The sequence below is a fragment of the Bartonella sp. OD88NMGDW genome, assembly GCF_042193775.1.
Taxonomy (GTDB): Bacteria; Pseudomonadota; Alphaproteobacteria; order Rhizobiales; family Rhizobiaceae; genus Bartonella; species Bartonella grahamii.
The window spans coordinates 84,845-97,659 of the sequence record NZ_JBHIMA010000006.1; the positions used below are offsets into that span (position 1 = coordinate 84,845).

The 12,815-nt window shown below is 38.0% G+C and carries 10 protein-coding genes; 7 read left to right on the forward strand and 3 right to left on the reverse strand.

The window, feature by feature from the left end:
• Positions 1-561: 561 nt before the first annotated feature.
• Positions 562-1,869, reverse strand: coding sequence for an MFS family transporter (locus ACFIJR_RS06240; protein WP_375653826.1), 1,308 nt, complete (start codon positions 1,867-1,869; stop codon positions 562-564).
• Positions 1,870-2,063: 194 nt separating this feature from the next.
• Here ACFIJR_RS06240 and ACFIJR_RS06245 point away from each other — a divergent pair, with 194 nt between their 5' ends.
• The 7 genes from ACFIJR_RS06245 to ACFIJR_RS06275 all read left to right on the forward strand — a co-directional run bounded on the left by ACFIJR_RS06245 (position 2,064) and on the right by ACFIJR_RS06275 (position 11,107).
• A complete protein-coding gene (locus tag ACFIJR_RS06245) occupies positions 2,064-2,858 on the forward strand; it encodes a thymidylate synthase (protein WP_375626089.1) in 795 nt (264 codons plus the stop codon).
• Positions 2,855-3,364: a dihydrofolate reductase gene (locus ACFIJR_RS06250; protein ID WP_375653828.1), complete on the forward strand. Its 510-nt coding sequence runs from the start codon at positions 2,855-2,857 to the stop codon at positions 3,362-3,364. Before ACFIJR_RS06245 ends, ACFIJR_RS06250 begins: the two co-directional genes overlap by 4 nt.
• Positions 3,365-3,483: 119 nt before the next feature.
• Complete coding sequence (hflK, locus tag ACFIJR_RS06255) at positions 3,484-4,623, forward strand: FtsH protease activity modulator HflK (RefSeq protein WP_375626085.1); 1,140 nt, start codon at positions 3,484-3,486, stop codon at positions 4,621-4,623.
• Positions 4,624-4,625: 2 nt separating this feature from the next.
• Positions 4,626-5,564, forward strand: coding sequence for a protease modulator HflC (gene hflC, locus ACFIJR_RS06260; RefSeq protein ID WP_375627105.1), 939 nt, complete (start codon positions 4,626-4,628; stop codon positions 5,562-5,564).
• 151 nt (positions 5,565-5,715) lie between these two features.
• Positions 5,716-7,242 carry a Do family serine endopeptidase gene (locus tag ACFIJR_RS06265; protein ID WP_375627107.1) on the forward strand — a complete coding sequence of 509 codons (1,527 nt, stop codon included), beginning with the start codon at positions 5,716-5,718 and terminating at the stop codon, positions 7,240-7,242.
• A 933-nt stretch (positions 7,243-8,175) separates the two neighbouring features.
• On the forward strand, positions 8,176-9,048 hold the full coding sequence (gene miaA / locus ACFIJR_RS06270) for a tRNA (adenosine(37)-N6)-dimethylallyltransferase MiaA (RefSeq protein ID WP_375651859.1): 873 nt from the start codon (positions 8,176-8,178) through the stop codon (positions 9,046-9,048).
• Between the two features lie 259 nt (positions 9,049-9,307).
• Complete coding sequence (locus ACFIJR_RS06275; RefSeq protein WP_375627111.1) at positions 9,308-11,107, forward strand: acetolactate synthase 3 large subunit; 1,800 nt, start codon at positions 9,308-9,310, stop codon at positions 11,105-11,107.
• A 615-nt stretch (positions 11,108-11,722) separates the two neighbouring features.
• Here the strand turns inward: ACFIJR_RS06275 and ACFIJR_RS06280 are convergent.
• Positions 11,723-11,995 (reverse strand): hypothetical protein, encoded by a 273-nt coding sequence (locus ACFIJR_RS06280; RefSeq protein ID WP_375627113.1) that lies wholly within the window; start codon positions 11,993-11,995, stop codon positions 11,723-11,725.
• 205 nt (positions 11,996-12,200) lie between these two features.
• A complete protein-coding gene (locus tag ACFIJR_RS06285) occupies positions 12,201-12,695 on the reverse strand; it encodes a hypothetical protein (protein WP_375648640.1) in 495 nt (164 codons plus the stop codon).
• Positions 12,696-12,815: the final 120 nt, after the last annotated feature.

A 12,815-nucleotide genomic window follows, 5' to 3' on the forward strand; every position in this document is an offset into this window, starting at 1 on the left:
TTCTCTTTAAAGTTGTTTACAGTTTAAGCCATAAAAATTCAATTGTATTGCGATGTTTCTTAAAAAAAGAGGGGGTGGAAGCGGCTTATTTTCATGATGTTTCCAGTTTTTATTTTTGTCATAGAACAAAAACAGTGCTCATATTTATAGGAGGATATGTTTAGATTTTTATTGTATCTTTAACGGTGTCATCGATCATTCAGATCAGAAAGGGGGGTTGAGAGATGATTGATTGGTGATAATAGATGCGCTTTAATGTCCATTATTAGACAAATAAGGAAACGATGTTTTGCTTATTTTTGATAAAGAAAAGAGGATATTAATTAAAGCAGATTTGATGTTTTAAAGCTAAGTGTACTGGATTTATTGGTATCATGAAAAATATAGGGTCATGGCATGAGGTACTTTATTCATCATGGTTTATATCAAAGAAGAGGATATCTCTCCTTTATGACACGAGAGATGTTTATGATATGAAAGGCATGTCTATAAATTGATTTTACAGTATTATCATAATCAAGAAGCCCGAAAAATCGGGATTCTTGATTTAGTTTAGAAAATTTAATGGATACTATCACCTTGAAGATAACCCTCTTTCCGGGCATCTGGCATTAAGAGAACAGAAATGAATGCAATAATCATCATGCCGGTTATATAAAAATAGAAGACAGATTCATATCCAAGATCTTTTAATCCAAGCGCGACATATTCAGCAGAACCGCCAAACAGTGCGTTGGCAATAGCATAAGAGAGCCCAACTCCTATTGCTCGTACTGAAGCGGGAAACATTTCTGATTTTACAATGCCAGAGATGGATGTATAAAAGCTCATAATGCAGAGCATTCCAATAATGACTGATAAAGCAATCCATGTACTATCAGTACTACCAATCACATTAAGTCCGGGAATGGTAAAGATAATAGATAAGACACTCCAAATAAGGAGTGAAGTTCTTGTTCCAATTTTATCAGCCATAAAACCAAATGCAGGTTGAAGTAACATGAAAACAAAGAGTGCAGCAGTCATCACAGTTGTGGCTGTATGTTTATCAAAGCCGGTGGTCGTAATCAGATATTTCTGCATGTAAGTCGTATAGGTGTAGAATGTGAGCGATCCTCCAGCGGTAAAGCCGATAACTAGAAAAAAAGCTTTTCGGTGGTTGCTCAAGAGTCCCCTAATACTACCAGCTTGTGCACTAGAACGACTTTCTTTGGTTGTTGTCTCATGGAGCGTGCGACGTAGATAAATCGCAACAATTGCTCCTAGTCCACCAATGGCAAATGGAATACGCCAGCCCCATGCTTTTAGCTGATCTTCAGTGAGATAAAGCGCTAAAATGAATATAACAAGACTGGCTAGAAGCTGACCACCAATCAGTGTGGTGTATTGGAAAGAGCTAAAAAATCCTCGGCGATTTTTGAGGGCGATTTCACTCATATAAGTTGCTGTTGTACCATATTCACCACCGACAGAAAGCCCTTGAAGCATTCTGAGTAAAAGTAGAAGAATTCCTGCTGCTACTCCAATGGTTTCATAGGTAGGGAGTAGGGCGATTAAGAACGAACCACCACACATCATAAAAACTGAGATAAGCATTGAGCGTTTGCGTCCGTAACGATCGGCAATGAAGCCAAAAAGCCATCCGCCGATTGGGCGCATAAGAAAACCAATAGCAAAGACACCAGCCGCTTTTAAAAGTTGTGTAACGACATTGCCATCTGAGGGAAAAAATTGTGATGCAAAGTAAATGGACGTAAAGGAATAAACATAAAAGTCATACCATTCTACTAGATTACCTGATGCACTGGACACGATAGCCCAGATACGTTTTCTTGTATCATGTGGTGCTAAAGTTGGTTCATTCTCCATAAATTTATCCCTTTTATGATCATACCTAACTTGTTTCTTTTAAAATTTATTTACGATTTGATTCATCAAAATGCAATCGTATAATAATGATTTCCTATAAAAGATGTTTGGGAGGAGGATTTTTTTGAATTGTATTTTTATAAATTTTGAAGTTTCTATTTCCTGTAACGTTAAGAATCAACCATAATATTTATATGAAAATCTATCTTGATCTTTTATCGCATGTTTTAAATAACGGCATTGATCGTACAGATCGAACCGGTGTGGGGACACGATCAATTTTTGGGTATCAAATGCGGTTTGATTTGCAAGCTGGCTTTCCTCTGTTAACAACGAAGAAATTGCATTTGCGCTCGATCATTTATGAGCTTTTGTGGTTTTTGAGGGGTGATACAAATATTGCATGGTTGAAGGAACATGGTGTGTCAATTTGGGATGAGTGGGCTGATGAGAAAGGGAACCTTGGTCCTATTTATGGTTATCAGTGGCGCTCTTGGCCTGCTCCCGATGGACGGCAGATTGATCAAATCAGTCATCTTTTGACGATGATTAAAGAAACGCCTGATTCTCGTCGCTTAATTGTATCTGCTTGGAATCCCGCACTGATAGAGGAGATGGCTTTGCCTCCTTGTCATTGTTTTTTTCAATTTTATGTTGCTAATGGGAAGCTATCCTGTCAGCTCTATCAGCGTTCAGCAGATATTTTCTTAGGTGTTCCGTTTAATATTGCTTCCTATGCGTTATTGACGATGATGATTGCCCAAGTAAGCGGACTTAAAGCAGGAGACTTTATTCATACTCTAGGTGACGCTCATCTTTATTCTAACCATTTTGAACAGGCGAGATACCAGTTGTCTCGTATACCAAATGCTTTGCCGTTGATGCTTATAAATTCAGCGGTAACAGATCTTTTTTCTTTTAAATTTGAGGATTTTGAATTGCTTAATTATGAAGCGCAGCCACATATCAAGGCACCGGTAGCAGTATGACTTTTCCAGTTTGTTTAATTGCAGCTGTTGCAGAAAATGGTGTTATAGGTCGTGAAGGTGCGATGCCTTGGCATTTATCCACGGATTTGCAACGCTTTAAAGCTTTGACTTTTGGTAACCCCATTATTATGGGGCGAAAAACATGGGATTCTCTTGGGCGTCCTTTACCAAGGCGTACAAATATTGTTATTACCCGTAATTGCGCATTCACGGCTGAAGGCGCTGTTATTGCTCATTCTTTGTCGCAAGCCTGTTCTATCGCAAAAAGTGTGGCTTCTCAAAATGGTGCAGATGCAGTTTTTATTATTGGGGGTGGTGAAATTTTTCAACAAGGGTTGCATATGGCTGATAAAATATTCCTTACAGAAGTTTTAGCTTCTATAGAAGGGGATAGTTTTTTTCCTGTTTTTGATAAAGAAAAATGGACTATTGTAGAAACACAAGATATTCCAAAAGGAGAAAAAGATAGTCATCCGACACGTTTTGTGGTTTATGAGCGGAAATAATTTTTTGTAATATGAAGTGGAAGGGGTTATCAGTTGTATTGTAATGAGGTAAGAGACACCCTATAAGATCAAGCAAATGGTTGGTGTTCGAGTAGTGGTAATCAGTTAAAGAGGTGATAATGCCCTGGACAAATCAAAATGGTGGTGGCCCGTGGAGTGGCGATAAAAACAGTGGTGACAAAAAAACACCAGCTAAGAATCTCTTTGGTTCTGGTGGCGGTAATGGTGGCGAAAATGGTCCTAATCTTAATGATATTTTGCGCAAAGGGCAGGATCAGTTTAAACAATTCGGGAGAAGCAGTTTTTCTGTTTTATTCCTTCTGCTTATTGTGTTTTTTTGGCTATACCAGTCAATTTATATTGTTCAGCAAAATGAACAAGCGGTAGAGTTGCGCTTTGGCATCCCTAAAGAAGGCATTATTGGTGATGGGTTACATTTTCATTTTTGGCCAATTGAGACCTATATGAAAGTACCTTTAACGGAAAAAACAATTGCGATTGGTGGGAAGCCTGGTCAGGCGCAACAAAGTGATGGCTTAATGCTTTCAAGTGATCAGAACATTGTTAATGTTAATTTTTCCGTTTACTATCGCATTTCATACCCTAGTCAGTTTTTATTCAATGTGAATGATCAAGAAGGAACAGTTCGCCAAGTTGCTGAGAGTGCAATGCGTGAGGTCATTGGTTCGCGGCCGGTTGATGATGTTTTACGTGACAAGAAAGAAGAAGTTGCTAATGACGTCAGAAAGATTATTCAGTTGACTGTAGATAAATATCAACTTGGTGTTGAAATAAGCCGTGTGTCTATCAGTGAAGCTGCTCCTCCAACAAAGGTTGCTGCTGCGTTTAATTCTGTTCAGCAGGCGGAGCAGGAACGTGGAAGAATGATTGAAGAGGGGAATCGTGTGCGTTTTACGAAAATTGGTTTAGCAAATGGTGAAGCTTCACGCACACGAGAAATCGCAAAAGGTGAAAAGGCACAAATGGTTGAAGAGGCAACAGGGCGTGCGGAACGTTTTCAGGCGATAGCTCGTGAGGCTGCGATTTCACCAGAAGCTGCTCGCTACCGTCTCTATATGGAAACGATGGGGCGTATTCTTTCTTCACCAAATAAGTTGGTTTTTGATCAGGCAAATTCTCCAGCGGTGCCCTATTTACCTTTGAACGAATTGTTGCGTAGCAATTCATCAGAAAAATTGAAGGCAACATCAGCGCGTCCTGCATCGCTTTCGGATTCTCGCATTTCTGGAGGATATTAATTATGCAGCAATCTCGTTTTTTGTTTGTTTTTAGTGCTATAGTGTTTGTTTTGATGATTTTGTGGATGTCCGTTTTTATCGTCTATCCTCGTCAACAAGTAGCAATTAAGCGTTTTGGACAAATTGTTCAGGTAGAATCTAACCCTGGAATCTATTTCAAGGCGCCTTTTATAGATAAGATCATCATTGTGGATAATCGGTTGTTGCGTTACGATGTTCCTACACAATCTGTACAGGTTCGTGGTGGTGCGTATTATGAGGTGGATGCGTTCTTTATTTACCGTATTACAGATCCTAAGTTGTTTTTACAGCGCATTGCTTCTGGGCGTCCACAAATTGCGGCACGTGAAAACCTTGCACCACGGTTTATTGACGCTTTACGTGCTGTTTATGGCAAGCGAGAATTTAAAGCAGCCTTATCGGATGAACGAGGTGCGATGATGGCTGAAGTACAGAAGCAGTTTTCTGTAGATGCAGGTTCGTTGGGTATTACCATTGTTGATGTGCGTATTCGTAAAACCGATTTGACGGATGCTGTTTCAGAAGATGTTTATCGGCAAATGGCAGCTGAACGTGAAGCTGCTGCGGAAAATATCCGTGCTCGTGGTCAGCAGGAGCGAGATCGTATTGTGGCAGAAGCTAATCGTGAATATGAAGAAATCGTAGCAGCTGCAAAGCGTGATGCTGAAATTACCCGTGGTGAAGGTCAGGCTGAAAGTATTCGTCTTTTATTGAATGCGAGGGAGGCTAATCCATCTTTTTACGATTTTTGGTTGGCGATGGAACAATACAAGAATTTAGAGCATACTCCGATGGTGATTTCACCAAATGAGGATTTCTTTTTCTATTTTCGTAATCCGCCGCAGGCAAATAAATCATTCTTACCGACAATGAATACTGGCCTCAGTAAAACGGATTCAAAATCGGGAGAGAATAGATAAAATAATGGATTGCAGATACGAGATTTTGCATGAAAAGAATGATCTGTGACCATTTTCTTTTATGATAAAAGTCGTAGAGAGTATCGAGCCGTGCTGGTTTTACATAGATAAATTTAGTGGGGCTCTTTTCAGCTTTGGTTAAAGGCATGTCATGGATAGAAGTATCGTGAGTAGAAATACGTTTTTGAAGTCTTTTATCACAAGAGTTGTTTTGTGTGTGGTTTTGTTTTTATCAGGATCAGTGAATTTGTCTTGGAGCGCAGAGACAAACAAGACATTGCTTTCTGTTCCTGATTTAGCTTCTGAGCTTTTGGAGACGGTTGTGAATATTTCTACGGCACAGACTGTTGAAGGAACCGAACAGGATGAAAATACTTCGGTACCCGTTATTCCCAAAGATTCATTGCTGGAGGAATATTTTAATGATTTTTTTACACCCAAAGATGGTCAAAAAAATAGTCAATTTCAAAAGGTGCGTTCTTTGGGGTCTGGTTTTGTGATTGATGCGCAAAAAGGGATTATTGTTACAAATTATCATGTTATTGTTGATGCTGATGATATTGAAGTTAATTTTACAGATGGTACAAAACTCAAGGCGAAGCTTCTTGGCAAGGATAGCAAAACTGATTTGGCACTACTTCAAGTGGATGCGGGACGTAAAAAATTAAAAGCTGTGCGTTTTGGTGACTCAGAAAAAGCACGTATTGGTGACTGGGTTATGGCTATTGGTAATCCTTATGGTTTTGGTGGAAGTGTAACGGTTGGTATTATTTCTGCACGTAACCGTGATCTTAATGCTGGTCCCTATGATAATTTTATTCAAACAGATGCAGCAATTAATCGGGGCAATTCTGGTGGTCCGTTATTTGATAGAAATGGTGAAGTCATTGGCATTAATACAGCAATTGTTTCACCTTCTGGAGGATCTATCGGTATTGGGTTTGCTATTCCATCGGATATGGCCCTTGCTGTTATTAATCAATTGCGTGATTTTGGAGAAATAAGGCGTGGTTGGTTGGCTATTCGTATTCAGCCGGTAACAGAGGATATTGCAAAAAGTTTAAAATTGGACAATGCTGTAGGAGCATTAGTGGCTGGTAAAATAGAACAGACGGAAGAAAATAATGTAGATAATAGCCAGTTACAAACTGGAGATGTTATTCTTTCCTTTGGTAATGCAAAAATTAAGCATGCACGTGATTTGCCGCGTTTAGTTGCAGAAAGTTCAGAAGGAAAAGTGGTGGATGTTACTGTTTTACGGAATGGGCAAGAAAAAACAGTAAAAGTTAAGCTTGGACGTTTGATTGAAACAGATGCAAATGAAGATATAGAAGAAGAAGTTGATGATAAAAAAGACAATGATCTGTCGAAAAGCGTGACAATGCAATTTATGGGAATGACGCTATCTGAATTGACAGAGGATTTGCGTCATCGTTATTCAATTTCAGATAAACTTCGAGGACTAGTGGTAACATCTGTTGCACAAAATAGCGCAGCGGATAAAAAGCGTATTCGCGTTGGTGAAGTCATTATTGATATTAATCAGAGTGCTATCACAACAATCGATGAGGCTAAAAAACGTATTCATAAATTACGTGAAGCTGGACGCAAAAATGCTCTATTCATCGTAGCGCGTCCAGATGGAGAGTTACGGTTCCTAACGCTCCTAATGGATTGATACCCCAATGGATTGAGGCTTAAAAATTAATTTTTTGTTTTTTATCAGCCTTGGTATGTGGCTACTTTGTAGCTCAACCATGTGATGTCCAATATTTCTCAAGCTCATTTCATGACAAAAAGGCATGGATTGTATAATATAAAATCCGTTGGGCAGCTCTATTTTTGCATTAAATAAAAGTACAAGTTGGTACCATAATAGATTTGCTAGTTCCCAATATTGCAACAGCCTAGGCTTTGAAGTGCTGCATAAAAGATCTATGTCTTGTGTTTAAGTCAAATTTTTATCTCTGCTTTTGATGCACAAGTGAATGGTATTGATATGGCACTTTATGAGAAGGATAAAAATGAGAAAATCTTATGATATTGGGAGCTCTTATTCAGGTTGCAAAACGCTCAACTATTATAAATAAAGGGTGCAATTATTATAAATCATGTTTTCTTTAGTGAGACTTTTAGAACTTTGTGATTGTACTTTGTGTGCTATAGAGAACGTTTTTTTACTTCATTTTGAAAAAAGTTATCCTAGAGAAAAATGATATTAGACTAAATTAGTTATATATATTTATACCTTTCTTGGTGATGGATGAAAAAATAGTTATAAGAAAGAGAGCGTACAGAAGACAATTTCTGAATCTCTTATTATAAACCAGAGTAACATGCTGTTTTTATAGGAAAAAATAAAGCTGTTTGATTGTATAGGTTAAGCTCAGTATTATTTTCATAAATGATGACAAAGAATATGTTTATTTTTAATGGACTAACGGACAGAATGATTATGGCTGTAATTTATTATTGAATTATGATAGCAAAAATGCTTGGAAATTCCTTTGGTGTCGTTATTAAGTCAATTTTTTCTTTTTTTATAAGTTTCATAGGGGGCTTTGGGGGCTGTGTGTTGCAATAAGTTATTGATTGGGAGAAATTGCTATTCATGACACAGAGAACAGTTACATTAATAGCGGGACCAACGGCAAGTGGGAAGTCAGAACTTGCCTTGAAAATGGCTCAAGAAAAAAATGCTCTCATTATTAACACTGATTCAATGCAGGTTTATGATGTTTTAAATATTTTAACGGCACGGCCTACAGAGGCTGATACTGCGATTGTTCCACATTATCTTTATGGTCATGTGAGTCCTACTTTGAATTATTCAGTAGGGCAATGGTTGTGTGATGTCGAGAAGCTATTGGCTACTTTTTCTTTAAGATCAGTTATTTTTGTTGGTGGAACAGGACTTTATTTTCGTGCTCTTTTAGAGGGGATTTCGGAAATCCCTCATGTTCCAGATGTTGTGCGGCAGAAGTGGCGACTTCGGCTTGATAAAGAGGGCGTTGCAAATCTTTATCGCCAGTTGTTGCAGATTGATGCTGTTGTTGCTGAAAAAATTTCTTCGCACGATGGTCAACGTATTGTCCGTGCTTTGGAAGTTTATGATGCAACCGGTAAGACGCTCAGTTGGTGGCAGAAACAAAAAACAACACCTCTCATAGCGCCGAATTTCATCGAAAAAATTCTTCTCATGCCACCACGTCTTCTGCTTTATGAACGTATTCATAAACGCTTGGATTCTATGATTGAAAGAGGAGCTTTAGAAGAGGTGATGATTATGAAGAATCTTAAGCTTTCCCCTTCATTACCAGCAATGAAGGCTATTGGTATACCTGAATTTATGGCTTATTTGGATGGATATAGAAGCTTTGAGAATGCTCTTGAAGCGGTGAAAACACAAACGAGGAGATACGCAAAAAGACAAATGACATGGTTTCGTAATCAATTTGATGAAGAATGGATGCTTACTTTTTGATAAAAGAGCTAGAGCTTTGCAAAGAAACTTATCGAAAGATAAAAGATAAGATTTTTTTTAGAAAATATAATTTTTTATTGACGAATGGTATCAATGGAATTAGAAATCTTTCTACAAGGAAATTTTTATATATTTTATACGTTGGAATAATGGGGGTGATCATACAGTATGTGTTGTGTAATGGGCTCCTTTGGGGTCTTTTTTTATGGGCTCCGTTAGGGGCTTTTTTATTGTCCTATCAAGTAGGTGAGTGGGAAAAATGAGAAATGATCCAAGAAAGCAAGAGAGTGCAGATGGAAAAATAATGTCGGGGGCTGAAATAGTGATTCAGGCTCTTATAGATCAAGGGGTTAAACATATTTTTGGTTATCCTGGTGGGGCTGTTCTGCCTATTTTTGATGTGCTCTATCACCAAGATACACTCCAGCATATTTTGGTGCGCCATGAACAAGCTGCAGGGCATGCTGCTGAAGGTTATGCACGCAGTACTGGAAAGGTAGGTGTTATGCTTGTGACTTCTGGTCCAGGCGCAACGAATGCTGTTACACCTTTGCAAGATGCTCTTATGGATTCTATACCTCTTGTTTGTTTTTCTGGTCAGGTAGCGACAACGATTATTGGAACAAATGGCTTTCAAGAAGCTGATACGGTTGGAATTACAAAGCCCTGTACGAAGCGTAATTGGCTGGTTAAAAACGTCAATGATCTTGCGGCTATTATTCATGAAGCTTTTTCTCTTGCTCAATCAGGTCGTCCTGGACCGGTTTTGATTGATATTCCTAAGGATGTTCAATTTGCTTCAGGAATTTATAGAGCACCTCAAGCGCCGACATTTATGCGTTCTTATTCAAAGCCGAAAGGGAATGCGCAGGCTATTGAAGAGGCTGTTTCTCTCTTAGTAGAAGCAAAGCGTCCTGTTATTTATTCTGGTGGTGGTGTTATTTCATCAGGGATGGAAGCTGTAAAGCTTTTGCGCGATTTAGTTCAACTGGGTGATTTTCCGATTACATCAACGCTCATGGGGCTTGGTGCTTATCCCGCTTCTGGCAAAAATTGGCTTGGAATGCTTGGGATGCATGGAACCTATGAGGCTAATATGGCCATGCATGATTGTGATGTTATGTTGGCTGTTGGTGCGCGCTTTGATGATCGTATCACAGGGCGATTGGATGCATTTGCACCTCATGCGCGTATTATCCATATTGATATTGATCCTTCTTCTATTAATAAGATCGTAAAAGTGAAAGTGCCCCTTATTGGTGATGTGGCTTGTGTTTTAGGAGATATGACGCAACTCTTAAAGATACAGAAACCAGCGTTTAACAGTGAAGTCCGTGAGGCGTGGTGGACGCAAATTAATCGCTGGAAAGCTCGTAATTCATTGGCATATATGGAAAAAAAAGATGTTATCATGCCACAATATGCTCTTGAACGACTTTATGCTCTTACTAAAGATGCATGTGCTTATATCACAACGGATGTCGGACAGCATCAGATGTGGGCAGCACAGTATTATCATTTTGATGAACCAAAACATTGGATGACTTCTGGTGGTCTTGGAACGATGGGGTATGGTCTTCCGGCGGCTATCGGTGTTCAAATAGCACATCCTGATGCGCTTGTTGTGTGTATTTCTGGTGATGCCTCCATTCAGATGAATATTCAAGAACTTGCAACAGCTATTCAGCATGATACACCAGTGAAAATTTTTATTTTAAATAATCAGTATATGGGGATGGTTCGCCAGTGGCAGCAATTGCTACATGGTAATCGTCTTTCTCATTCTTATACGGAATCTATGCCTGACTTTGTGAAATTGGCACAAGCTTATGGAGCCGTGGGAATTCATTGTTCAAAACCCGATGAACTTGATAATAAAATTCAGCAGATGATTGACTGTGATAAGCCAGTTCTTTTCGATTGTCGTGTTTATCATTTAGAAAACTGTTTTCCTATGATCCCATCGGGATGTGCTCATAATGAGATGTTATTACCCGATGAGGCAAGCGAGGAAGCTGTTGCAAATGCTGTTTCTTCCGAGGGAAAGATTCTTGTATAAAATGAATATGTTAACAAAATAGTAAAGGATGGTGATGAAGTCTTTGGAGTCTTCATCTCTGTCTCTTCTTTGTGGAGAGTTCCTATTATCCTTAGAGCTCATTTTATGATTTTCATTCTTTGTTTAAAGACATGGGGTGTATTATTATTTGTATGCGATGTTTGTTTTTTTAATTCATATGTTCACATTAATAGCTATTTCGTTGCATTTTTTAGATAATATATTGAATTGTCTGTTATAAATTAATTATGTTGTCTCATATATGAAAGATTCCATTGTGCAAGAAAAAAGCCACCGTGCTTGAAGGGGGCAACCATGCAAACCGTCATACTTGTGAAAACAATAGAAAAGTTTGTCACTATGTTTTGGTTTCGCATTATGAAATTACTCCAAATCGCTCTTTCAAGGGATTGATAGGAAAATCCCCCTAGCGGCTTGAAAGGAAGGGCAAATATAACAAAGATCAAACGCAGCCATAGAAAATCAATTGGCCACCATAGCTTATAATCAGGTAGTAATCTCACCTGATTATGCGGGGGAAATCCATACATATGAGATGTGTAGTCAATATATATAAACCGGAATAATACTCAACATCGTATCATTATCAGGACATTAACATTGAAAATCAAATATTCTTTCTTTTATTTGTTCTACATATTTATGATTCCATAAATCTGCAGACACAAACACTCTTTGAATCCACCGCATTGGATTTTCATAACTATCAAATGATCCAAAAAATTTACCTCCAGAGTGTAGAGCCATTCTGTTATCAATGTATAATAATCTTCCTAGTTGTACATCAATTCCAAAAGATACAGTCTTCATAGCTTCATAAAAATGATTTAAAGCTTCCTTAGCTTTTTTTGACTGTGGCTCTAACATGCCCAGATAAAAAACAGCGCTGATATCTGGGAATTCACCGTCCTCTCGAACTAGGAGGCACTTTACTTGTAGAGGTTACCCAATTTCTCCTCTATAGAGAAAATTAATTATATATAAATTATCCCTTAAGCTACTCAAATCCTTCTCACTTAAAAGTTTTAAAGCTAGATGTGCACCAGATATTCTCGTTAACGGGCCATCAACATCATTGCGAACACCAGAAAAATATCCCTTTAGGAGATAAATTTAAACTCGTTATAAATTTTAGTGCAGTATTTTCTATATGAAAATCTAACTCAACTTCAGATCCTAATCCTGTATAATCTTTTTTATTATCCTCTAAAGGAACTAGGTTGTTTACTATATGTTCGCCTTCAAATTTAATTGAATAAGGCTCTCCGATTAATAAAGAAAACATCATAATTAAATTTTCGCTAATATAGCCACTTTTACAAGACGCATCTAAATTATAAGGATTAGGTGACGTATTAATTTGTCTATCAATTGGAAGGTTTTCAAAGCTTAAATATGCTCTAGGGGTAATAGACATCTTTTGATTCATAAGAATTGTCAATATTCTATGGGGTAGCAGCGAAAATGCTATTTTTTTTAGCTTAACCGAATATTCAATACCACCGTATGGATCATAAATAACATGGTCTAAAGCCTCCCAAAGTTTGTCTCTTTCGCCATTGCTCAACTCAAAGTTAGTAAATAAGTGTCTGTAAAATCTTGGATTAATCCAAATAATGGTGGAGCAGTAATAATTGCGATTTGATTTACATACATTGCTAAACCCAGAGAAAGTCCAACGCTTTCT